22 protein-coding genes are annotated in these 22,986 nt (G+C 71.3%); 7 read left to right on the top strand and 15 right to left on the bottom strand.

Annotated features, from left to right (window positions below; translation table 11 throughout):
• Positions 1–82 precede the first annotated feature (82 nt).
• From AB0J53_RS32385 to AB0J53_RS32350, 8 genes are all read right to left on the bottom strand, one after another.
• Complete coding sequence (locus tag AB0J53_RS32385; RefSeq protein ID WP_364179426.1) at positions 83–493, bottom strand: type II toxin-antitoxin system VapC family toxin; 411 nt, start codon at positions 491–493, stop codon at positions 83–85.
• Complete coding sequence (locus AB0J53_RS32380) at positions 490–714, bottom strand: hypothetical protein (RefSeq protein WP_364179424.1); 225 nt, start codon at positions 712–714, stop codon at positions 490–492. Before AB0J53_RS32380 ends, AB0J53_RS32385 begins: the two co-directional genes overlap by 4 nt.
• Positions 683–1,147, bottom strand: coding sequence for a hypothetical protein (locus tag AB0J53_RS32375; protein WP_364179422.1), 465 nt, complete (start codon positions 1,145–1,147; stop codon positions 683–685). The genes AB0J53_RS32380 and AB0J53_RS32375 overlap by 32 nt, the downstream gene beginning before the upstream one ends.
• 32 nt (positions 1,148–1,179) lie before the next feature.
• Entirely contained in the window at positions 1,180–1,596 is a 417-nt protein-coding gene (locus AB0J53_RS32370; RefSeq protein WP_364179420.1) for a hypothetical protein, read from the bottom strand.
• A gap of 66 nt (positions 1,597–1,662) precedes the next feature.
• Complete coding sequence (locus tag AB0J53_RS32365; protein WP_364179418.1) at positions 1,663–2,796, bottom strand: FAD-dependent oxidoreductase; 1,134 nt, start codon at positions 2,794–2,796, stop codon at positions 1,663–1,665.
• A 45-nt stretch (positions 2,797–2,841) separates the two neighbouring features.
• A complete protein-coding gene (gene sigJ, locus AB0J53_RS32360) occupies positions 2,842–3,687 on the bottom strand; it encodes an RNA polymerase sigma factor SigJ (RefSeq protein ID WP_364179416.1) in 846 nt (281 codons plus the stop codon).
• The gene (locus tag AB0J53_RS32355) at positions 3,687–4,574 is read right to left on the bottom strand and encodes a serine/threonine-protein kinase (RefSeq protein ID WP_219505484.1); all 888 of its coding nucleotides are present in this window, start codon (positions 4,572–4,574) and stop codon (positions 3,687–3,689) included. The genes sigJ and AB0J53_RS32355 overlap by 1 nt, the downstream gene beginning before the upstream one ends.
• Positions 4,575–4,614: 40 nt before the next feature.
• The gene (locus AB0J53_RS32350; protein WP_364179414.1) at positions 4,615–6,369 is read right to left on the bottom strand and encodes an N-6 DNA methylase; all 1,755 of its coding nucleotides are present in this window, start codon (positions 6,367–6,369) and stop codon (positions 4,615–4,617) included.
• A gap of 75 nt (positions 6,370–6,444) precedes the next feature.
• On the opposite strand from AB0J53_RS32350, the gene AB0J53_RS32345 reads away from it, so the two are divergent.
• Together AB0J53_RS32345 and AB0J53_RS32340 are read left to right on the top strand one after the other, a co-directional pair.
• On the top strand, positions 6,445–7,215 hold the full coding sequence (locus AB0J53_RS32345) for a protein phosphatase 2C domain-containing protein (protein WP_219505488.1): 771 nt from the start codon (positions 6,445–6,447) through the stop codon (positions 7,213–7,215).
• A gap of 240 nt (positions 7,216–7,455) precedes the next feature.
• Positions 7,456–8,133: a CHAP domain-containing protein gene (locus AB0J53_RS32340; protein WP_364179411.1), complete on the top strand. Its 678-nt coding sequence runs from the start codon at positions 7,456–7,458 to the stop codon at positions 8,131–8,133.
• Positions 8,134–8,517: 384 nt separating this feature from the next.
• On the opposite strand, the gene AB0J53_RS32335 is transcribed toward AB0J53_RS32340, so the two are convergent.
• A complete protein-coding gene (locus tag AB0J53_RS32335) occupies positions 8,518–9,558 on the bottom strand; it encodes a glucose 1-dehydrogenase (protein ID WP_364179409.1) in 1,041 nt (346 codons plus the stop codon).
• 88 nt (positions 9,559–9,646) lie between these two features.
• On the opposite strand from AB0J53_RS32335, the gene icmF reads away from it, so the two are divergent.
• Both icmF and tpx read left to right on the top strand, forming a co-directional pair.
• Complete coding sequence (gene icmF / locus AB0J53_RS32330; RefSeq protein ID WP_364179407.1) at positions 9,647–12,844, top strand: fused isobutyryl-CoA mutase/GTPase IcmF; 3,198 nt, start codon at positions 9,647–9,649, stop codon at positions 12,842–12,844.
• Between the two features lie 187 nt (positions 12,845–13,031).
• Positions 13,032–13,532: a thiol peroxidase gene (gene tpx / locus AB0J53_RS32325; protein WP_219505497.1), complete on the top strand. Its 501-nt coding sequence runs from the start codon at positions 13,032–13,034 to the stop codon at positions 13,530–13,532.
• Here tpx and AB0J53_RS32320 read toward each other — a convergent pair.
• Both AB0J53_RS32320 and AB0J53_RS32315 read right to left on the bottom strand, forming a co-directional pair.
• Entirely contained in the window at positions 13,502–14,413 is a 912-nt protein-coding gene (locus AB0J53_RS32320; RefSeq protein ID WP_364179404.1) for a TIGR03619 family F420-dependent LLM class oxidoreductase, read from the bottom strand. The two genes, tpx and AB0J53_RS32320, sit on opposite strands and share 31 nt — an antisense overlap.
• Positions 14,414–14,417: 4 nt before the next feature.
• On the bottom strand, positions 14,418–15,236 hold the full coding sequence (locus tag AB0J53_RS32315; RefSeq protein WP_308125766.1) for an SAM-dependent methyltransferase: 819 nt from the start codon (positions 15,234–15,236) through the stop codon (positions 14,418–14,420).
• 54 nt (positions 15,237–15,290) lie between these two features.
• Between AB0J53_RS32315 and AB0J53_RS32310 the strand changes: the two genes are divergently transcribed.
• The gene (locus AB0J53_RS32310; RefSeq protein WP_364179402.1) at positions 15,291–16,073 is read left to right on the top strand and encodes a helical backbone metal receptor; all 783 of its coding nucleotides are present in this window, start codon (positions 15,291–15,293) and stop codon (positions 16,071–16,073) included.
• Here the strand turns inward: AB0J53_RS32310 and AB0J53_RS32305 are convergent.
• Genes AB0J53_RS32305 through AB0J53_RS32290 form a run of 4 tightly spaced genes read right to left on the bottom strand, consistent with a single transcriptional unit; the run spans position 16,038 to position 20,321 of the window.
• A complete protein-coding gene (locus AB0J53_RS32305) occupies positions 16,038–17,210 on the bottom strand; it encodes an ROK family transcriptional regulator (protein WP_364179400.1) in 1,173 nt (390 codons plus the stop codon). The two genes, AB0J53_RS32310 and AB0J53_RS32305, sit on opposite strands and share 36 nt — an antisense overlap.
• A 3-nt stretch (positions 17,211–17,213) precedes the next feature.
• On the bottom strand, positions 17,214–18,059 hold the full coding sequence (locus tag AB0J53_RS32300) for a carbohydrate ABC transporter permease (protein ID WP_308125767.1): 846 nt from the start codon (positions 18,057–18,059) through the stop codon (positions 17,214–17,216).
• Entirely contained in the window at positions 18,046–18,960 is a 915-nt protein-coding gene (locus AB0J53_RS32295) for a sugar ABC transporter permease (protein ID WP_219505506.1), read from the bottom strand. The genes AB0J53_RS32300 and AB0J53_RS32295 overlap by 14 nt, the downstream gene beginning before the upstream one ends.
• On the bottom strand, positions 18,957–20,321 hold the full coding sequence (locus tag AB0J53_RS32290; RefSeq protein ID WP_364179397.1) for an extracellular solute-binding protein: 1,365 nt from the start codon (positions 20,319–20,321) through the stop codon (positions 18,957–18,959). The genes AB0J53_RS32295 and AB0J53_RS32290 overlap by 4 nt, the downstream gene beginning before the upstream one ends.
• A 290-nt stretch (positions 20,322–20,611) precedes the next feature.
• On the opposite strand from AB0J53_RS32290, the gene AB0J53_RS32285 reads away from it, so the two are divergent.
• Both AB0J53_RS32285 and AB0J53_RS32280 read left to right on the top strand, forming a co-directional pair.
• Positions 20,612–21,646 carry a zinc-binding alcohol dehydrogenase gene (locus AB0J53_RS32285; protein ID WP_219505518.1) on the top strand — a complete coding sequence of 345 codons (1,035 nt, stop codon included), beginning with the start codon at positions 20,612–20,614 and terminating at the stop codon, positions 21,644–21,646.
• Entirely contained in the window at positions 21,643–22,428 is a 786-nt protein-coding gene (locus AB0J53_RS32280) for a sugar phosphate isomerase/epimerase family protein (RefSeq protein ID WP_219505520.1), read from the top strand. Before AB0J53_RS32285 ends, AB0J53_RS32280 begins: the two co-directional genes overlap by 4 nt.
• Positions 22,429–22,986 lie beyond the last annotated feature (558 nt).

Below are 22,986 nucleotides of genomic sequence, written 5' to 3'. Positions count from 1 at the left end.
GCTGATCCAGAACTGCGGGCCGTCACCCGGTTACACAGAAGGCATGAGGATGGAAAGCATTTCTTTCCTGAAGAGAAGGCGGTTATGCCGGTGCTGGGTAGCGGTGGATCTCCGCCCGGTGGCCTGTCGAGCCGGCGAATTTGGCGTCGTCGGTGAGCAGCGGCACCCCGAGCAGTTCGGCGAGCGCCACGTACATGCCGTCATAGGCGGTCAGGTTGTTGCGCAGCTCCAGCACGCGCGGCTGCAGGGGCAGCATCGGATGGCGGACGATCTTCAGCTGGGCGTAGCGCTCCAGCATGATCTCGGCCCTCGCCTCGGAGATGCGCACCTCGGGCTTGCTGGTGATGACATGCCCGCGCACGACGGAGGCGATCTCGACGTCGATCAGGGCCGGTGCGTGAAGTCTCCGGGCCAGCCGCTGCCGGAGAAGGTCGTCGCCTTTGACGTTGGCCAGCAGGCGGAAGACGATCGAGGCGTCGACGACCAGGCTCACCGGCCGCCCTCGCGCATGGTCTCCCGGACGAAGTCGGGGTCGTACGCCACCGGCTCGTCGGCGGCGATCCTGGCCATCACCTCGTCCAGTGTCGGCGTGGCCGCCTCCTCGTTCAGGAGGTCGCGTACGAAGGCGGTCAGCGACTTGCCCTCACGCTCGGCCCTGGCCTTCAGCGTCCGTTCGGTCGCGTCAGGGACATCCCTGATCTGTATGGTCCCCATGCAAGCATTTTAGCATGCAACATGCATGCACGCATGGATGGGCCAGTGTGCGAAGCCTGGCATTGGTGGTGATGTGCCATTCGGTGCTGTCCAGGGCGTCGATCCGGACGAGGAGCTCCGGGGCGTCGTCCTGGTCGGCGAGCCGGCGCGGCGCGGGGTGCGGCCGTTCGGTCGCCACGATCAGGCAGTCCATGACCTGGTCGAGCCGCGCGGCGAGGTCCAGCAGCTCGGGCCAGGTCATGGAGTAGCCCGACTCGGAGGACGAGATGAGGTCCTCGAAGGACGGCATGGTCATCCCCTCGGGCGGGATGCCGACGGCCCAGAGCTCCAGGATCGTCCACGTCCAGGCGTTGTCGGGGAGGGCGCGGAGTATCTCCATGAGCGCGACCGTCTCGCCGGACGGTTTGGTCATCCGGATCACGACGGTCGGCATGGCACCATGCCCGCGATTGTGCCATCCGGTCGTCAGCTGGTGAAGACGTTGCTGGTGCAGACGTTGCCGTTGTAGGTGAGGCGGATGAAGACCTTGAGGCCCTCGGCGAGGCTCAGGTCGCGGGTGCGGCCGGAGGCGGCCGTCGACGCGTCGGCGAGCCAGGTGTTGCCGCTGGGCGTGATCCGGTAGAGGTTGGCGTCCACCCAGCGGGGGCTCAGGCCGTTGCGCAGCCGCAGCACCTCGCCGTTCGCCGCGAAGGAGGCCGTCACCGAGGGGGAGGTGGAGCCGGACCAGTAGCCGGTGGTCTCGCCGGAGGAGCCGCCCGCGTCGCCGTCGTCCTGCCGGAACTCGTTGGCGCAGTCCCACCGGCCGTCGACCTGGGCCGCGGTCGACGGCGACGGGGTGGGCGTCAGGGTCAGCAGCGCGGCGGCGGCAAGGTGCGTGAGCATGGCGGGTCCTCCCCGGTTCGGCGTCCAGTGGGGACAAGCTATGCGTGCGCGCTTTCGTCCCGCTTTCTATGGGGCGGTGGTCAGTGTCCTGGTGGCGCGGGCCTTTCCCTTGGGCCACAGGTACGTGCCGGGCCGGCGGCGTTCGAGGCGCAGTGAGCCGACGGTGAACCGGCACACCTGCTCCTTGACGAAGGCCGCGAGCCGCCCGAGCAGCACCGTCTCCACGGGCGAGTCGTCGTGCCGGACGAACTGGATGAGCCCGTCGTGGCGCCCGATGCTGACGCACTGGATGAGGTACCGGAACCGGAACGGCCTGGCCTGGCGTCCGGCGGCGCGGGCGTTGACGGAGTCGGCGGCGTGGGCGGCGATGGGCATGCCGGCCGCGCAGGACATGCGGGACTCGCCGGCGCCGGGGATCCGGACGGCCGCCGCGTCGCCGACGACGTAGACGTCCGGGTGGGACACGGACCGCATGGTGGCGTCCACGACGGCCCGGCCGCGGGCGTCGACGGTCAGCCCGGCTTCGGCGGCGAGCGTCGGGACGGTGAACGAACCAGCCCAGACCACGACATCTGCGGAAATGTCGCCGTCGGTGGTGTGGACGGTCCCCGCCGACACGCCCGATGCGCGGACCCCGTACCGGGTGGTGACGCCGAGCCGAGACAGCGCCCCCGCGACGTGCCGGCGGCCGCGCGCCGACAGCACCGGCTCGTTCCCCGACACCAGCGTGACCTGCCACGCCGGGTACGTCTCGGCCAGCTCGGCCGCCATCTCGACGCCGGTCAGCCCGCCGCCGACCACCGCCACGTCACCGCCGCCGGAGGCCAGCCGGGTCCGCAGGGCGGCGGCCGACTCGGCGGTGAAGGCGTGCTCGGCCACCCCGGGCACGCTCACGTCGGTCCGGCTGCCGAGCGCGTACACCAGCGTGTCGTAGCCGAACTCCCGCCCGTCCTCCGTGCGCACCACGCGCGCCGAGGGGCCGAGCGCGGCGACCCGGGCGACGACGGTCTCGATGCCGGTGCCGTGCGTCAGCTCCGCCAGCGGGACCCGTACGGTCGGCCGGCCCGCGGCCAGCTCGTGCAGCCGGATCCGCTGCGTGAAGTGCGCCTCGGCGCTGATCAGGGTGATGTGATGGGTCCGGTCCAGCCGCAGCGCCGCTGTCAGACCCGCGTATCCCGCTCCGATGACCACGATGTTCATGCAAGGGAGACGGCGCCGGCGGACGCGATGTCTGAGTGAGGTGCGTCACACGTTGCGCAGCTTGGCGGGATTGCGTACGACGTCGACCTGGACGACGCGGCCACCGGAGACCACGAAGGCCATCACGCTGTCGGGGACCCCGTCGCCGTCGCGGATGACCACGCCCGGAGCCCCGTTGACGTCGAGGAACTCGGCCGTCATGCCGTCGAACCAGCGCTCGACCATGCCCAGGACCATCCTGGCGACCCGATCGGAGCCCACCACCGGCACCGCCGCGGCCGTGACCACGCCGCCGCCGTCGGCCCGCCACACCACGCCCGGGTCGAGCACCGCGACCAGCCCCGGCAGGTCGCCCGAGGTCGCCGCCGCCGCGAACGCCTCCACGACCTTCAGGTGCGCGGCGCGGTCGGCGGTGCCGCGCGGCGCGTACTCCTGCACGCGCGCGCGGGCCCGCGACGCGAGCTGCCGCACGGCCCCGGGGCTGCGCCCGAGGATCTCGCCGATCTCCTCGAACGGCACCTCGAACGCGTCGTGCAGCACGAACGCCGTCCGCTCCGCCGGGGAGAGCCGTTCCAGCACGGCGAGCAGGGCGAGGCTGACCGAATCGTCCAGGGTCACCCGGTCCTCGGGGCCGAGCTCGGCGACGACCGGCTCGGGCAGCCACTCGCCGACGTAGGACTCCCGGCGGGCGCGGGCGGAGGTCAGCAGGTCGTAGCAGACCCGGCTCACGGCCGTGGTCAGGTACGCGCGCGCGTCGCTCACCGCCTGGCGGTCGGCCTGCCGCCAGCGCAGCCACGTCTCCTGCACGGCGTCGTCGGCGTCGGCCACGGTGCCGAGAATCCGGTACGCGACGGCCCACAGGTGGTCACGGTGCTCCTCGAACGCCTCCATCAGCTCAGCACCCGCCCCACCATCCGGGCGTACATGCGCCCCGGGCTCGGGGACCGGGCGAGGAAGCCCGGCAGCATCGGCAGCGACACCGCGAACGGCTCCAGCAGCCGGTAGAGCTCGTGGGCGTCGCGGGGCCGGTCGCCCGGGTTCTTCTCCAGGAGCTGCCCGAGCAGCGCGCCCAGCCCGGCGGGCACCCCGGGCACGGCGGGCGGCCGCTCCTTGACCTGCTTCTCGAACACCACGTAGTCGGTGGGCCCGGTGAACAGCTGCCTGCCGGTCAGCATCTCGTGCAGCACGCAGCCCAGCGCGTAGAGGTCGCTGCGGGGCTCGGCGATGCCGTGCTGGATCTGCTCGGGGGCCATGTAGGCGGGCGTGCCGAGGATCTGGCCGATGCGGGTGAACGTCGTCACGTCGGCGTCGCGGAGCATGGCCAGCCCGAAGTCCAGCACCTTGACGCTGCCGTCGGGGCAGAGCATCAGGTTCGTCGGCTTCAGGTCGCGGTGGCAGATCGCCAGCGCGTGCGCCGCCGACAGCACCGCGCACGCCTGGGCGGCGATCGCGACGGCCCACGGCACCGGCAGCGGCCCGTGCTCGCTCACCACGTCGGCCACCGTGACGCCCTCGATGAACTGCATCACCTGGAAGAGCCGCTGCTCGTGGGTGCCGAAGTCGTACAGGACGGGCGCGCCGGGGTGCTCCAGCCTGGCCAGGATGCGGGCCTCGCGGATGAACCGGCGCTCCAGCTCCTGGTCGGGGCCGCTGGGCAGGCGGAGGAGCTTGACGGCCACGCGCCGGTCGAGGTGACGGTCATGACCCGCGTAGACGGCGCCCATGCCGCCCTGGCCGAGGGGGAGGTCGTCGAGCTCATAGCGGTCGCCGATGACCACAAGTCCCCCCTCCCGCATCCTTCCGGGAAAAACTACACCGTCAGGACTGCGGGTGCAGGTGGCCGCCCGTGAGCCCGTCCAGGCCCAGCCGGATCAGCGTCTGGCCCAGCGCGGACGTCTCCCGCAGCGCGTCCTCCAGCACGGCGAGCTGCCGGAACGCCTCGCCGTAGGCCCGCTGGTCCTTGAGCGGGAGCCTCGGCAGGCGGGTGCGCCGCACGTCGAACCTGCTGGAACCGGTGGTCGCCCGGCTGCCCGCCGCCCGCAGGAACCCGGCCAGGAAGTCGGCGTCGAGCCGCCGCGCGTCGACCCGGTAGAGCGTCAGGTGGGGGCCCAGCACCATCCCGCCGCCCGCCATGACGCGCACGCTGGAGTAGGAGGCCACGACGTCGCCCGGCTCGACGGCCACCAGCCCCTTCTGGGCCGTGGTCAGGCCCGACGGCGGCGCGTCGCCGGCCACGTCGTCGGCCGTGAGCACGGGCACGTCGCCGCCCTCGGCGGCCATCCGAGGCGGTGCCTGGAACACGCTCACCAGGCCCTCCTTGATCAGGTCGCCGATCGTGGTGGCGGGCTGGTCGAGCGGCTCGTCGAGCACCTTGAGGTCGGGCGGCGCGGCGGCGGCGGCCAGGAACCGGTCGCGCGCCTCGGCGAAGGCCCGGCCCACGTCGTCGCGGCGCTGGTGGCGGGCCGGGGTCATGTCGACCTCGTCGGCCAGCAGGTCGATGATCCGCACCGCCTGGCCCGAGCCGTCGGCCAGGTAGGCCCGCCAGGCGGGCTCGACGAGGGACATGTCGGCGGCCGCGTCGAGGATCAGCACGTCGGACGGCGGGCGCTCACCGGCCGCCGGGCGGCGCAGCAGCCACAGGTCGGCGCCCGGCAGCGCGATGACCGCGCGCAGCGCGCCCGCCCTGAGCAGGTTGGCGCGGATGCGGCGGCCGGCCTTGCGGCTGGCAGCGGCCGGAGGCATGAGGATCGCGACCAGGCCGCCCGGCCTGACGTGGGTGAGGCAGTGCTGGACCCAGGCCAGCTCCGGCTCGCCGCGCGGCGGCAGCCCGTACTCCCAGCGGGGGTCGCCGACCAGCTCCTCGTAGCCCCAGGCCCGCTCGTTGAACGGCGGGTCGCACAGCACGGCGTCGGCCCGGTCGCCGGGGAAGCCGTCGTGACGCATCGCGTCGCCCGCCACGATCGTCGTCTCGGCCCCGCGCAGGCGCAGCCGCGCGGTGGCGATGGCGGCGGACGTCTCGCTCAGCTCCTGCCCGAGCACCCGCGCGTCGCCGGCCGCCAGCAGCAGCGTGCCGACCCCGCAGGCGGGGTCGAGCACGCGCGGCACGCCCTCGCCCGGCGGCACCAGGCGGACCATCAGCTCCGCGACGTCGTCGCGGGTGACCGACAGTTGCCGGGAGTGGGCCTCCAGATAGCGCTCCACCAGGAACTCGTACGCCGTCAGCGCCCCATGCCGCTCGGCCAGCTCCGACACGAGCGAGGCCGACTCGGGCTCCAGCTCGCTCTCACCGGTGGTCAGCAGCGCCCCGGCCTGGGCGACGACCTCGCCGAGCCGCAAATCGCCCGCGGCTTTCAGGCGTTGCCATGCCCGATCCGCCAGGGAGACCTGGTAGGACTTCCCATAGCGGCGCAGCCAGTCCTCGACCTGAGGCAGCGAAAAGAGGGGCTGGTTGGCGGTTCCGCCGATGGGGGCGGGGAAGTCGTCGTGGCGGCGGCGCCAGTTGCTCACCGCGGCACGCCCGACACCGGCGAGCCGGGCGATGTCCCCGGCGTTCAGGGTCGGGTCGTGGCTCATGAGGGTCAGACTAGTTCAACCGAGTCTTCAGCGCATCTGCTTGTGAAGTCTTTCAACCAGTGATTTACTGCAGGTATGAAGCACAACATCCGCTATGCCGCCGGATCAGACGTGGGCCGCCGCAGGGAGCAGAACGAGGATTCTGGCTATGCGAGCGGCCGGTTGCTCGTGGTGGCGGACGGGATGGGCGGGCACGCCGCCGGCGAGCTGGCGAGCTCGGCGGCGATCGCGGTGATGCGCGAGCTGGACGCCACGCTTCCCGAGACGGGCACCGACCTGGAGGCCGCGCTCGAAGGGGCCGTGCACGAGGCCGCGCGCAGGCTGGTCGAGCTGGCCGACATCGACCCGGCGCGCAGGGGGATGGGCACCACGGTCACCGCCATGCTGTGGGACGGCTACCGGTTCGCTCTGGCTCATCTGGGCGACTCCCGCGGATACCTGCTTCGCGATGGTGCTCTTTACCAGATGACCAAGGATCACACACTTGTGCAGTCGATGGTGGACGAAGGGCGCATCACGGAGGACCAGGCCGCCGTGCACCCCCGCCGCTCGATGGTGCTGCGCGTCCTCGGCAGCGAGGGCAGGGCGGAGCCCGACATGGCGCTGCGCGAGGCCGACCCGGACGATCGCTATCTCCTCTGCTCCGACGGGCTCACCACCGTGCTCGGGCCCGAGGTCCTGCACGAGGTGCTGACCACGGTGGCAGACCCGGCGGCGGCCGTCCAGAGGCTCATCGATCTTGCCAACGAGGGCGGTTCGCCCGACAACGTGACGGTCATCGTGGCCGACGTCGTCGCGGCGGGCGCGGGCGACACGCAGGTCTTCCGGGTAGGCGCCGGGGCGTAATCCGGACTCCTGTCCCACCAGCCACAAGACCGTTATTTCCCCTCATGGCTAGACACTTTCGGAATGCTCTGCGCGTGGTCGTGATGTCGCTATTACAGTCCATCATGATCTGCCACATTTCTGGGGGGAGTCGAGCTGGACCCGATCGCGGAAGAGTTACTCGCCACCGTCCGTAAGGAACTCGGCTACCGGGAGAAGTCCGGCCAGCACACCAAGTTCGGCCACTGGTACGCCGACCGGGTGCAGGATCCGCAGTACAAGAACGCCGCCTGGTGCGACATGTTCATCGCCTGGGCCGCCGACAAGGCAGGCGTCGGCGAATACGTCGGCCAGTTCGCCTGGACACCCTCCCACGCGGTCTGGTTCATCAAACAGGGCGCCTGGACGCGCAAACCCGAACCGGGGGCCCTGGTCTTCTTCGACTGGCGCGGCGGTGACAGCTACAAGGGCGTCGACCACGTCGGCATCGTCGAACGCGTCGCCGGCAAGAAGATCCACACCATCGAGGCCAACGTGGACCGCGTCTGGCTCAAGCGCAAGGTCCGCGAAACCGACAAGGTCGTCGGGTACGGGCTGCCGCGCGTCGTCAAGGCCAACGCCGAGCTGAGCGAGATCCGCTCCAGCCAGCAGCCGTTCCCCCTCCGCGAACGCGCCGACCCGCCCGCCGCCTCGCCCTTCGACGCGCTCGGCGGTCCGCTGGCGCTGCTCGCCGTCATCATCGTCACCACCGTTGTGGTCTCCTTCCGCGTCGCCGGCCGCCGCGCGGGCCACCACCGCCGCCTCACCGGCCCCTGGAACGCGCCAACGCCCCCCGCGCCTCCGGAGCCCGCCCAGCCGCCGTCCGCGGACCCCGCGGCCCCACGCGTCCCCGTAGGCGCCACCCCCACCCGCCGCCACCCCTACAACCCCAACCCCTGACCCCACCTCCCGGCAGAACCCTCCCGGGGCAGGAGTACCCGGGTACGGCACCGGTGGGTGGCGCGGCGTCTTCGGGGGGAGGGCAGGCCCAGGGTCGGTGCCCCGCTGGGGCGGTGGCTGCTGGGTGGCGCGGCGTCTTCGGGGAGAGGGCGGGCCCAGGGTCGGTGCCTCGCTGGGGCGGTGGCTGCTGGGTGGCGCGGCGTCTTCGGGGAGAGGGCGGGCCCAGGTTCGGTGCCTCGCTGGGGCGGTGGCCGCTGGGTGGCGCGGCGTCTCCGGGGGAGGGCACACCCCGGACCAGGGCGCGCCCGGGTGCGCACCCGGTTGCCTCGGCTTCGGGCGGGTGGACCCTTCCGGGGGGAGGGATCGGCCGCGCCGCGGGGTGGGTCAGGTGGTCAGGTCGATGACCACCTTGACGTCCTGGCCGCGTTCGAGGGCTTCCGGGGCGCGGTCCAGGGGGAGGCGGCGGGTGATGAGGCGTTCGAGCCAGGCGGGGTCCGCCTGGGAGAGCGCGTCGGCGGCGGCGCGGTAGTGGCGCAGGTTGGCGTTGACGGTGCCGAAGACGACGTCGTTCTCCAGGACGATGTCGCGGTTGATCTGCCCGGCGTCGGCGCTGATGGGCCGGCCGCCGGCGGAGACGCCGGCGAGGCAGACGATGCCGGCTTCGGCGGTGTTGAGCATGGCGTCGAAGACGAGCGGCCCGGCGCCGGTGCATTCGAGGATGATGTCCGGTTTGAAGCCGACGGCCTTGAGGTCGCTGGCGGCGTGGTAGGTGGCGTCGAGGTCGGCGACGAGGGCGGGTTTGATGCCGTCGGCGGCGCGGTCGAGGACGTGGACCTCCAGGCCGCGCTGGCGGGAGAGCAGGGCGCCGAGCAGTCCGATGGGCCCGGCGCCGGTGACGAGGACGGTGCGGGGCTCGAACCAGGCGCGGGAGCCGATGGCCTCGATGTGCTCCCAGGCCTTGGCGACGACGGAGGCGGGTTCAACGAGGACGCCGAGGGTGCCGAGCGCGGGGTCGATCTTGACGGCGTAGGCGGCTTCGACGGTCCAGCGCTCGCTGCCGTAGCCGTCGCGTTCCTTGATGCCGCGCTCGGTGTATTCGCCGTTGCGGCACATGTCGAACTCGCCGCGGGCGCAGGCGCCGCAGGGTACGGGGTCGGGGCGGCGGACGACGCCGACGACGAGGTCGCCGGGGGAGTAGGCGGAGCCGTCGGGAACCTGGAGCACCCGGCCGAGTGATTCGTGGCCGAGGATCATGGGCTCCTGGCGCGGCCAGCCGTACTCGCCGGAGATGAGCTCGCGGTCGGTGCCGCATATGCCGAGTGCGAGGCCCTGGACGAGCAGTTCGCCCGCCCCCGGCTCCGGCTCGGGAACCTCTGTGACGCCGAGCGTGCCCTGCTTGCCCGGCACGAATGTGATCGCACGCATGCTTCACCCCTACCCACCAGGGCACCTTGGGAATTAGTAGGACGTCCTAGTATCTTCGAATCAGGGCCCCACGAAGGAGTGATCAGGCGTGCACGTTCCGGTCAACCCGGTCCGATTCGTGACAGCGGCAGCGCTGTTCGACGGCCATGACGCGGCCATCAACATCATGCGGCGCATCCTGCAGACCCAGGGCGCCGAGGTGATCCACCTCGGGCACAACCGATCGGTGGACGAGATCGTCACAGCCGCCATCCAGGAGGACGTCCAGGGGGTGGCGATCAGCTCGTACCAGGGCGGGCATGTGGAGTTCTTCTCCTACCTGGTGGACCTGCTGCGCGAGCGCGGCGCCGGGCACGTCAAGGTGTACGGCGGCGGTGGCGGGGTGATCGTGCAGGACGAGATCGACCTGCTGCACGAGCGGGGTGTCACGCGCATCTTCTCGCCGGAGGACGGGCAGCGGCTCGGGCTGCCCGGGATGATCAACAAGCTGATCGAGGAGTGCGACGTCGAGCTGGACGAGGCCCCGTCGGTCGAGGCGGTGGTGTCGGGCGACCAGGCGGCGCTGGCCAGGGCGATCACGCTGATCGAGGCGGGCCGGGCGCCGGCCGGGCTGGTCGAGGGGGTGCGGGCGGCGGGCCGTTCGGCTCCGGTGCTGGGCATCACGGGCACCGGCGGGTCGGGCAAGTCGTCGCTCACCGACGAGCTGGTGCGCCGGCTCCGCGTGGACAACGACGACAAGCTGCGCATCGCGGTCATCGCCATCGACCCGACGCGGCGGCGGGGCGGCGGCGCGCTGCTCGGCGACCGCATCAGGATGAACAGCCTGAGCCCGCAGACGTACTTCCGCTCCCTGGCCACCCGGGGCGCCGCCAACGAGGTGCCGGCCTGCCTGGACGACGTGATCGCCGCCTGCCGGGCCGCCGGTTACGACCTGGTGGTGGTGGAGACGCCGGGCATCGGCCAGGGCGACGCGGGCATCGTGCCGCACGTGGACGTGCCGATCTACGTGATGACGCCGGAGTTCGGCGCGGCCTCGCAGCTGGAGAAGATCGACATGCTCGACTTCGCCGAGGCCGTGGTGATCAACAAGTACGAGCGGCGCGGGGCCGAGGACGCGCTGCGTGACGTACGGCGGCAGCTGGTGCGCAACCGGGAGGCGTTCGGCGTCTCCCCGGAGGAGATGCCGGTCTTCGGCACGATCGCGGCCCGCTACAACGACGCGGGCGTGACCGCGCTCTACCAGCACCTGAAGGAGCTGCTGGTGGACAAGGGCATGCCGGCCGGTCCCGGGCTGCTCGCGCCGGTGCGCGGGCGCACGTCGCAGGCGTCGGCGGCGATCGTGCCGCCGGCCAGGGTCCGCTACCTGGCGGAGATCGCCGAGACCGTGCGCGGCTACCACGAGGAGACGCGGGCCCAGATGGAGGTGGCCCGCCGCCGCCAGCAGCTCGCCGCCGTGAGCGCGCTGCTGGAGGACGACCGCCTCGACGAGCTGTCGGCGCGGGCCGAGGCGGAGTTGAGCGACGAGAGCCGCGCCCTGCTGGAGAGCTGGCCCGCCACTAAGGAGCAGTACACGGCCGACGAGCTCGTGGTGAAGGTGCGTGACCGGGAGATCCACACGCCGCTGTGGCGCGAGACCCTGTCGGGCAACCGCATCCCGCGCGTGGCGCTGCCGCGTTACGAGGACCACGGGGAGCTGCTCAGGTTCCTGCGGAGCGAGAACCTGCCGGGCCGGTTCCCGTTCACGGCCGGGGTGTTCGCGTTCAAGAGGGACGACGAGGACCCGACGCGGATGTTCGCCGGCGAGGGCGACCCGTTCCGCACGAACCGGCGCTTCAAGCTGCTGTCGGAGGGCCAGCCGGCCACCCGGCTGTCGACGGCGTTCGACTCGGTGACGCTGTACGGGAACGACCCCGACCTCCGGCCCGACATTTACGGAAAAGTGGGCACTTCGGGGGTGTCGATCGCCACCCTCGACGACATGAAGGTGCTCTACGACGGCTTCGACCTGTCGGCGCCCAACACCTCGGTCTCGATGACGATCAACGGCCCGGCCCCGACGATCCTCGCCTTCTTCCTCAACGCCGCCGTCGACCAGGCGCTCCAGCGCTTCCGCGACGAGCACGGCCGCGAGCCCGACGAGGCCGAGTCCGCCGATCTCAGGGCCCGGACCCTGGCCACGGTCAGGGGCACGGTCCAGGCCGACATCCTCAAGGAGGACCAGGGCCAGAACACCTGCATCTTCTCCACCGAGTTCTCGCTGCGGATGATGGCCGACATCCAGGAGTGGTTCATCCGCAACGGGGTGCGCAACTTCTACTCTGTGTCGATCTCCGGCTACCACATCGCCGAGGCCGGGGCCAACCCCATCAGCCAGCTCGCCTTCACCCTGGCCAACGGCTTCACCTACGTGGAGGCGTACCTGGCCAGGGGCATGAACGTGGACGACTTCGCGCCGAACCTGTCGTTCTTCTTCTCCAACGGCATGGACCCCGAGTACAGCGTGCTCGGCCGGGTGGCCCGGCGCATCTGGGCGGTGGCCATGCGCGAGCGCTACGGCGCGGGCGAGCGGTCGCAGAAGCTCAAGTACCACGTCCAGACCTCGGGCCGCTCCCTGCACGCCCAGGAGATGAACTTCAACGACATCCGCACCACCCTCCAGGCGCTGATCGCCGTCTACGACAACTGCAACAGCCTGCACACCAACGCCTTCGACGAGGCGGTCACCACCCCGTCGGCCGACTCGGTGCGCCGGGCCATGGCCATCCAGATGATCATCAACCGGGAGTGGGGCCTGGCGCGCAACGAGAACCCGCTGCAGGGCTCGTACATCATCGACGAGCTCACCGACCTGGTGGAGGAGGCGGTGCTGCGCGAGTTCGAGCGGCTGTCGGACCGGGGCGGCGTGCTGGGCGCGATGGAGACCGGCTACCAGCGCGGCCGGATCCAGGACGAGTCCATGCTGTACGAGACCCGCAAGCACGACGGGTCGCTGCCGATCATCGGGGTCAACACGTTCCGCAACCCGGGCGGCGACGAGCCGGGCCCGCACAAGCTGGAGCTGGCCCGGGGCACCGAGGAGGAGAAGCGCTCGCAGCTCGACCGGCTGCACGCCTTCCACGAGCGCAACCGGGCCGAGGCCCCGGCGGCGCTGGCCCGGCTGCGGGAGGCGGCGATGTCGGAGGAGAACGCGTTCGAGGTGCTGATGGAGGCGGCCCGGGTGTGCTCGCTGGGCCAGATCACCGAGGCGCTGTTCGAGGCGGGAGGCCAGTACAGGCGCAACGTCTAGGGCGCTCACCGGCCGGATAACCGTGCTGTCACGATTCGGGGCCGAAGGCGGCTTTGTCGCCTTCGGCCGGCTCGACCTGTCGCTGCGCACCCGGGTGCAGCTCGGCTGGCACGCCGCCCGCAACGGCTGGGCCTGACGGCGGACGATAAGATCCGGACGCGGGATTCCACTGCCATCAGGAGGCTTCATGTCCGACGTCACGTTCAAGGGAAACCCCATCATCGTGGGCGGTTCCTTCCCCAAGCAGGGCGACCCGGCGCCCGGGTTCAGCCTGGTCGGCGCCGACCTCTCCGACCGCACGCTGGCTGACTTCGGCGACGCGGTGAAGGTGCTCAACATCTTCCCGAGCGTCGACACCGGCGTGTGCGCGGCCTCCGTGCGCCGCTTCAACCAGATCGCCGCCGAGCACCCCGGCGTGGCCGTGCTCTGCGTGTCGGCCGACCTGCCGTTCGCCCAGAAGCGGTTCTGCGGCGCCGAGGGCCTCGACAACGTCACCACGCTGTCGCTCATGCGCGGCCGCTCGTTCCTCAAGGACTACGGGGTGGCCCAGGAGAGCGGCCCGCTGGCCGGGCTCGCCGCCCGCGCGGTGGTCGTGCTCGACGGCGCCAACAACGTGATCTACTCCGAGCTCGTCCCGGAGATCACCCAGGAGCCCGACTACGACGCCGCGCTGGCCGCGCTCACGTAGGACCTGAACTCCCCGGCCAGCTCCAGCAGGTGCGGGGCGTTCTCGGCGGTGTGCTGGAGGTCCAGGACGCACTCGTGGACCCCGGCCGCCGCCGCCTCGTCGAGATAGGCGGCGATCTGCGCCACGGTGCCGCTCCTGGGCGGCGTGCCGCCCGCCTCGACGACCGGGTTGGCGCGCAGCACCATGCGCAGCGCCGCCGGGTCGCGGCCCGCCTCCTCGGCGGCCCGCAGCACCGTGCCCCACATCGAGGTCAGCATCCGGATCGGCAGCGAGGCGGTCAGCCAGCCGTCGGCCCGGCGGCCGATGCGCCGCAGCGCGTCGGGGGCGAACCCGCCCAGCAGCAGCGGCGGGCGGCCGACCGGCTTGGGGTGGATGCGGCTGGGCGCCACCGTCCACAGCTCGCCGCTGTAGGCGACCGGGTCGGTGTGCCAGATGGCCTCCAGCGCGTCGAGCGTGGCCTCGTACCTGGCGGCCCTCGACTTCCAGGGCACGCCGACGGCGGCGTACTCGTCCGACGACCAGCCGAGCCCCAGCCCCACGTCCAGCCGGCCGCCGCTGAGCTGGTCGATCGTCGTCAGCGAGCGGGCGAGCAGCGGGGGAGCGTACCAGCAGGCGTTGAGCGCGCTGGTGCCGAGCCGGATGCGCGAGGTCGTCGCGGCGGCCACCGACAGCACCGCGAACGGGTCGAGGAACACGCCGTGCGCCTCGGGGATCGAGCCGTCGCCGCCGGGATAGCGGTCCTTGGGCTCCAGCGGCGTCAGCAGCCGGTCGCCCACCCACAGGCTCGCGAAGCCCATCTCCTCGGCCTCGCGCGCCACCAGGCGCAGGCTCTCCAGCGAGGCGAACCTGCCGTACTGCGGCGCGGCCAGGCCGATCCGCATCGCCTCAGGCCCTTCTGCCCACGCCGCACAGGATGAGCGACGAGGCGGGATCGTCGGTGAAGTCGATCGCGTCGGTCTCGCCGGGACGCCATTCGGGCAGCCACACCAGTCCCGGGTCCACCAGGTCGAACCCGTCGAACATGGCGGCGATGCCGGCCCGGTCGCGCAGCGTCAGCGGCGCGGTGGCGTTGCGGTAGACCTCGGTGCCCTTGCGGACGGCGGCGCGGCGGGCGTCGCTGGTGCCGTGGGACAGGACCAGGTAGCTGCCGGGCGCCATGGCCTCGCGCAGCGTGCGCAGGATGCCGGCCGGGTCGTCGGACTCGGCGATGAAGTGCATGACGGCCACGAGCAGCACGCCGACGGGCCGGTTGAAGTCGATGGTGTCCAGCACCACCGGGTCGTCGAGGATCTGCCGGGGCTTGCGCAGGTCGCCCTCGACGGCGACCGTGTCGGTGTCGGAGGCGAGCATGGCCCGCGCGTGCACCATGACGACCGGGTCGCGGTCCACGTAGACGACGCGGCTGCCGGGCGAGACGGAGTTGGCCACCTCGTGCACGGCGCCCTGCGACGGCAGTCCGGTGCCGATGTCGAGGAACTGGCTGATGCCCTCGCCGGCCAGGAACCGCACGGCCCGGCCGAGGAAGGCGCGGTTGGCCCGGGCGGCGGCCCGCACTTCGGGCGCCACCTTCAGGATGCGCTCGGCCGCCTCGCGATCGGCCGGGAAATGATCCTTGCCGCCCAGGTAATAGTCGTACAGCCGGGCGACGTTGGGCTTGGTCGGATCGAAGCCCCGAGGTTCGTGCTGGTGATCCCCCAGATTCACATTTCAAGATTGTATGGATATGTATCCCTTCGTGGGGGGATTTAGGGTGTTGTTGTGAGCGATTCCGTCGAATTTGTCGATGACACCGGGGTACGCGTCCCCGTGCCCGCCACCGTGGGCCGGATCGTGTCACTGGTGCCGTCGCTCACCGAATCGGTCGCCGCGACCGTCCCCGAAGCGCTGGTCGGGGCCACCGACTGGTGCTCGCACCCGCCCGGCCTGGACGTGACCAGGGTCAGGGGCACCAAGAACCCCGACCTCGCCGCGATCACCGCGCTGCGCCCCGACGTGGTCCTGGCCAACGCCGAGGAGAACCGGCCCCCCGACCTCGAGGCGATGCGCGCCGCCGGGCTGGCCGTGTGGGTGACCAGGATCGAGACCGTGGACCAGGCGTTCGCCTCGCTGGCCAGGATGTTCGAGCTGGCCTGCCGGGTGCCCCGGCCGGACTGGCTCGTCCGGGCCGAGCGGGTCTGGCGCGAGCCGCACCGGGGGCCGCGCCGGACCGCGATCGTGCCCGTCTGGCGGCGGCCGTGGATGGTGGCGGGGCGCGACACGTTCACCGGCGACGTGCTCGCCCGCCTGGGCGTCGACAACCTGTACGCCGGCCACCCCGAGCGCTACCCCAAGATCCCGCTCGCCGAGCTCGTCGAGGCCCGGCCCGACCTGGTCGTGCTCCCCGACGAGCCGTACGCCTTCAGCGCGGACGACGGCCCCGAGTGCTTCCCCGGCCTGCCGTGCGCGCTGGTCAGCGGGCGGCTGCTCACCTGGTACGGGCCGTCGCTGCTCACCGCCAGGGCCGAGCTAGCCGGCCAGATCGGGGCGGGCCGGCCCGCCTGAGGCGGCCAGCGCCGCGTCGACCGCCTCCGGCGACAGCACGTGCTCCATGACGAGCACCGCCGTGCCCACGATGCCCGCCCGGTCGCCCAGCGAGCTCGTGACGATCTCCAGGTTGCGGGTCGTGTACGGCAGGCTGCGCCGGTAGACGCTCTCCCGGATGCCCGTCAGGTAGTGCTCGGCGGTCTCGGCCATGTCGCCGGCCAGTACCAGGACGCCCGGGTTGAGCAGGCTGACCGCGGTCGCCAGCACGATGCCGAGCGTCCGCCCGGCCTCCTGGGTGCGCGCGATGGCCGCCGGGTCGCCCGCCTGCACCAGGCGGACCACGTCGCGGCTGGTCTCCATGCCCAGGTCGGCGGCCACCGCGTGACCGCTGGCCAGGGACGCCACGCAGCCGCGCGAGCCGCACGTGCACACCCGGTCGTCGGCCTCGTGCAGCCGGACGTGGCCGATGTTGCCCGCGGCCTCCTCCACGCCCCGGTAGATGCCGCCGTTGAGCACGATGCCGGTGCCGATGCCGGTGGACACCTTGACCAGGACGAGCGCGTCGGTGTGCCGCCACGACGACCACCACTCGCCCAGCGCCATCGCGTTGGCGTCGTTCTCCACCAGGATCGGCACGTCGAAGTCCGCCCCGACGGCCGGGCCGATCGGGTGGTCGTCCCAGCCGGGCATGAGGAACGACCGGATGGCCCGGCCCGAGGTGTGGTCGACCGAGCCCGGCAGGTCCACGCCGATCCCGCACACCTGGGCGGCCGGGCGGCCGGTGCGGTCGAGCAGCCGCCGGAACGCCTCCCGCACCCAGGACAGCACCGCGTCGGGGCCGCGCTCGATGCGCATCTCGGTGTGCTCCTCGGCCAGCGGCCGGGCCGCCAGGTCGGTCAGCGCCACCCGGGCGTGGCTGGCCCCGAGGTCGGCCACCAGCACGAGCCGGCTGCCGGCGTCGATGTCGAGCACCGAGGGCGGCCGCCCGCCCCCGGAGGACGCCACGCCCGACTCGTGGATGTAGCCCGCCTCGATGAGCCGGTCCACCCGGTCGGTGATCGTCGAGCGGGACAGCCCGGTGAACTCGATCAGCTGCTTGCGGGTGCGGCAGGAGCCGTCGCGGATGAGCTGGAGGACCTGCCCTGCCGTCAGCATGGTCTATCCCTTCTCCGCTCCTGCCGTGAGCCCCTCCGTCAGCAATCGCTCGCTGGCGAAGAAGACGATCACGATGGGCAGCGTCAGCACCACCGATCCCGCCATGAGCACCGTGGTCGGGATTTCGATGCTGCCCGCGAGCTGCGAGAGCCCCAGCGAGACCGTCCAGCTCTCCCGCCTCTCCACCAGGAAGAGAAGGGCGAACAGGAACTCGTTCCAAGCGATCATGAACGCGTAGAGACCGGTGGCCATGAGCGCCGGCTTGGACAGCGGCAGCACCACCCGCCAGATGGTCGACAGGCGCGTGCAGCCGTCGATCGCCGCCGCCTCCTCGACGCTCTGCGGCACGGTCTCGAAGTAGTTGCGGAGCATGTATACCGTGACTGGCACGGTTTGCGCGATATAGACGAGAATCAGGCCGACCAGCGACCCCCGCAGCCCGAGCATCGTGAACAGCACGAACAGCGGGATGGCCAGCACGATCGCCGGGAACAGGTAGACGGCCAGGAACAGGAAGTGCACCTGCCGCCGCCCGAAGAAGCGCAGCCGCGCCACCGCGTACGCCCCCGGGATCGAGATCAGCAGCGTGACCGCAACCGAGGCGACGGCCACGATCGCGCTGTTGCGCATGAAGATCAGGAACCCCTGCCGGTCCAGCACGTTCGCGTACGTGTCGAGCGTGAACGTCGCCGGCCACAGCGAGCCCGGGTCCAGGATGAGCTCCTGGATGTCCCGGAACGACAGCATCACCATGTAGTAGAACGGGAACGCGGTGATCACGAAGAGGAAGAGGATCACCAGCGGCCTGAGCACCTTGAGCAGCGCCCGCTCGAACCTATCCCTGCTCACGTTCGCCACCTCCGAAGAAGCGCAGGTAGAGCACCAGGAACACGACCAGCACGACCGCGAGCACGATCGCCTGCGCCGCCGAGGCCCCGATGTCGTCGCGCGCGGTCAGGAAGTTGTAGACCCGCACGCTGACCACCTCCGTGCCCGCTCCGCCGCCGGTCAGCAGGTAGACGTCGTCGAACTTGGTGAAGGTGAAGACGAACCGCAGCACCGACAGCAGCGCGATGATCCGCCAGAGCTGCGGCATGATCACGTAGCGGAACCGCTGCGTCGGCGTGGCCCCGTCGACCACCGCCGCCTCGTCCAGCTCCGCCGGCAGCGCCTGGAGCCTGGCCAGCAGGAACAGGAACGCGAACGGGAAGTAGCGCCACGCCTCGAACGCGATCACCGTCAGCAGCGCCACCGGCACCTCCAGGCCCAGGAACGTGCCCCGGGCTTGGGTGAGGAAGGCGATCGGCTCGTCCAGCCAGGAGTTGACGATGCCGTACTGGGGATTGAGCATCGTCTCCCACAGGAACGCGACGGCCACCACCGGAGCCACGTACGGGATCAGGATCGAGGCCCTGACCAGCGTCCGCAGCCGGAACCTGTCGCGCAGCGCCAGCGCCGCGACCAGCCCGATCACGATCGACAGGGCGGTGCCCGCGACCGTGTAGACGAGTGTGTTGACCAGCGCGGACCAGAACCCCGGCTCGGAGATCACGTACGTGAAGTTCTCCAGCGTGTAGTTGCCGAACAGCCCCGCCTGGCGGATGTTGATCAGCCGGACGTCCTGGAACGCCAGCATGATCGCCCACAGGAGCGGCAGCACCACCACGACCAGCGTGATGACGAGCGTCGGCGAGATCAGCGCCAGCCCGGCCCGCCCCTCCTGCTCGCGCAGCGTGCGCCCGCGGCTCATTCGCGGATCCCGCGCTTGATGGTCTCGACCTCGGTCCTGGCCTGCGCGGCGGCGGCCTGCGGGGTGAGCGAGCCGTCGGCCACGCCGGCCAGCGCCTTGGGCACCGGCAGCTCGCCCATCGTGGCGCCGACCAGCTTGCCCTGCCCCTGCGGGATGCCCCAGCGGGCGAACGTGCCGGGGCTGGTGCGCAGCGCCTCCAGCACCTCGGCCGGGTAGACGTCGGCCAGCGGCTTCTTGGTGTCGACCCCGGCGGGCAGCGCCTGCCACTTGTCGGCGAACCCCTCGCGGGTGGGGAACTTGCCCTCGGGGGCCATCCCGATCCACCGCTCGTAGCCCTCGTTCATCATGTACGCGACGAACTTCGCGGCCGGGTCCGTGGCGGCGTCACGCATGACGACCCAGGACACGACCTCGCCGAACTGGGCGGGGGCGCTCCCGTCGGGGCCCTTGAGCGCGGTGACGACGCCGGTGTTGGCGGCCAGCCACTCGGGGTCCTCGCGGCACTGCGGGCAGCTCGGCAGCGCGTCCTTCCGCAGCCCGGCCAGCTCGTCCAGGATGAACGACGACCAGATCATCATGGCCGCCTTGCCGGAGAAGTACGTGGCCCGGGTGGAGTCGACGTCCTGCATGCCCTTGACGGAGTGGTTCCTGGCCAGGTCGCCGTAGAACTCGAAGGCGCGCACGCACTGCGGCGAGTCGAGCGCCACCTTGCCGGAGCCGTCGACGAGCTGGCAGCCGTTGGCCAGGGCGACGTGCTCGAAGCTCTGCGCGGTGAAGGAGTCCTTGGGCGCGATCGCCAGCGTGATGCCGGCGACGCCGCCGGTGTTGAGCTCGGCGGCCGCGGCCCGCAGCGCCTCGTAGGTGTCGGGGGGACGCAGCCCGGCCTTCTCGAACAGATCCTTGCGGTAGAGGATGAGCTGGGCCCAGCCGTCGCTGGGCACGGCCAGCAGCCTGCCGCCGGAGGAGTCGAGCTCCAGGGCGCGCGCCGAGAACGTGTCGCGCCCGAGCTGGTCGACGATCTTCGCGGGGGTCTCGGTGTCGAGCAGTTCGTTGGACTCCAGCTCGCGGACGGAGGCCAGGGGCAGGGCGCCGATCACGTCGGGCAGGTCGCCGGCCGCCGCCGCCGAGGTGACCACCTGGCTGAACTGGTCCTCGGCCACGCCGACCAGTTTGACTTTGATGCCGGTCTTCTGGGTGAACTCGTCGATGATCTTCTGCTGGACGGCCATCCGGTCCTCGAGGTTCTCCTCGGTCCAGACGGTGATCTCGTCGGCCGCCCGCTCGCCGTCGTCGCCGCAGGCCACCAGGCAGGTCGCTGCCAGCAGCGCGGCGGAGAGGACGGCGGTTACCTTCTGCGGCATGGCACGCTCCTCCGGTTCGGGATAAGGCTCCTGTACCCCTGAGGCAAAGGGGCGGTCTGATCTCGGCGAAGATTTTTCCGCCCTGGATCACGCCTGATATCCCTGCTGGACCAGGGGGTGTGCAATGCCGGTAAGGTCGCTTTCCTGAAGACGGGCGATCAGAAACCCCAAGGTAATCCGGAGCCCTCGGCGGAAGTCGTAGACTTACGAGTGTTCCAAGCACAACTATGGTGTGCAAACAAGCACTAAATCTCTTACTTTTGTTTGATCAAAAAGCGTAAGTGTGGGCAATGCGCGTCATCACCTTCCAAGAGCCAGGTCACGTTTCCGTAAGCCTGGAGCAGCCCGCCGAGCTCGTTCCGGGCAGCGTGCGGGTTCGTACGATGTACTCGGGCGTCTCCGCGGGCACCGAGCTCACCGCCTATCGCGGGACCAATCCATACCTCAATCACAAGTGGGACACCGAGCAGCGTCTCTTCCTCGATGGCCAGACCCACGCCTACCCGCTGACCGGCTGGGGCTACCAGGAGGTCGGCGAAGTGGTGGAGGCGGCGCCCGACGTCGCCGACCCGCCCGTCGGCAGCCTCGTCTGGGGCATCTGGGGCCACCGGGCCGAGGCCGTGCTGCCCGCCCACAAGCTCGTCGGTCACGTCATGCCGCCCGGCGCGGCCCCGCTGAGCGGCGTCTTCGCCCGCGTCGGCGCCATCGCGCTCAACGCCGTGCACGCCGCCGACATCCACTTCGGCGACCAGGTGGCGATCTTCGGCCAGGGCGTCATCGGCCTGCTCGCCACCCGCCTGGCCGTGCTGAGCGGCGCCCGCGTGGTCGCCGCCGACGCCATCCCGGCCCGGCTGGAGCTCGCCCGGCGCTACGGCGCCGCCGAGACCGTCGACGTGCAGGCCGGCTCCGTCGCCGAGCTCATCCGCAAGCGGATCGAGGGCGCCGACACCGCGATCGAGCTGAGCGGCAGCCACCACGGCCTGCACGAGGCCATCCGCACCGTCCGCAAGGGCGGCCGGGTCGTGGCCGCCGGCTTCTACCAGGGCGACGGCATCGGCCTGCGGCTCGGCGAGGAGTTCCACCACAACCAGGTGCAGCTCGTCTCCTCGCAGATCGGCGGCGTCGCCTCCTGGCTGGCGCACCGGTGGGACGTCGAGCGGCTGCAGCGCACGTTCATGGAGACCGTCCACCGGGGCGACGTCGAGGTCGACGACCTCATCAGCCACGTCGTCCCGGTCGACGACGCCGCCGACGCCTTCGACCTGATCGACAAGCACCAGTCCGAGGTGCTGCAGCTCGTCTTCACCTTCGAGGAGTCACAGTGAAGCTCGCCGCCCAGGAGCAGCTCCTGCCCGGCCGGTCCCTGCAGGAGAAGTTCGCCTTCGCCGTCGACGCCGGGTTCGACGCCATCGAGTTGCGCGGCAAGGGCGACTTCCACTTCGCCGGCCGCCTCACCGAGCTCAAGCGGGCGCTGGCCGACGGCGTCGTCATGCCGACCGTGTGCGTGGACATGCCCCACTTCATCGGCGACTTCGACGCGGCCAAGCGCACCGACGCGATCCAGCAGCTCAGGTCGCAGCTCACGGTCATCGGCGAGCTGGGCGGCATCGGCGTCATGACCCCCGCCTCCTGGGGCCAGTTCTCCCGCCGGCTGCCGCCGTTCGAGCCGCCGCGCAGCCCCGAGCAGGACCGCGAGGTGCTCACCGAGGCCCTGGCCGTGCTCGGCGAGCACGCCCAGCGCAACGGCGTGCTGATCATGCTGGAGCCGCTCAACCGGTACGAGAACCACATGGTCAACACGCTGGCCGACGCCGTGTCCTACTGCGCCATGGACTCCATCAGGATCGTCGGCGACACGTACCACATGAACATCGAGGAGGACGACCCCTGCCGCTCGCTGGCCGAGGCCGCCCCCTACCTGGCGCACATGCAGATCAGCGAGTCCAACCGCAACCAGCCCGGCACCGGGCACCTCGACTGGGGCGCGCAGCTCGCCACCCTCGACGCCGTCGGCTACGACGGCTACCTCGCCCTCGAATGCCGCCTGCGCGGCGAACCCGAGGTCGTCCTGCCCGAGACGGCCGCCTTCATCAGGAAATTCCTATGATCCTCCGCGACGCGGTACGTGTCCTCGTCGACAACTGGGACGGCAGCTACACGGTTCCCTCCCGGCGGCTCTACCCCCACCAGTGGAGCTGGGACTCCGCCTTCGTGGCCATCGGCAACGCCCGCTGGTCGCCCCGGCGGGCCCGGTCGGAGCTGCTGTCGCTGTTCGGCGCCCAGTGGGCCGACGGCAGGGTGCCGCACATCGTGTTCAACCCCAAGGTGCCCGAGGGCGCCTACTTCCCGGGGCCGGAGTTCTGGCAGGCGCGCTCGCCCTCCGGCTCCGCCACCTCCGGCATCGTGCAGCCGCCCGTGCACGCGCTGGCCGCCTGGAAGGTGCACCAGGCCGAGCCCGACCCGGGCTTCCTGCGCCGCATCTACCCTCGGCTGGTCGCGCAGCAGGAGTTCCTGCGCACCGCCCGGCGCTCGCCCGAAGGGCTGATCTCCATCGTCCACCCCTGGGAGTCGGGCATGGACAACAGCCCGGCCTGGGACCGGCCGCTCAGCGCCGTGCCCGCCGGGGCCACCGGGTTCGTCCGCCGCGACCTGGGGCACGTCGCCG

The sequence above is a fragment of the Nonomuraea sp. NPDC049725 genome, assembly GCF_040674795.1.
GTDB lineage: Bacteria > Actinomycetota > Actinomycetes > Streptosporangiales > Streptosporangiaceae > Nonomuraea > Nonomuraea ceibae.
This window is presented reverse-complemented; position numbering and strand designations above follow the sequence as displayed.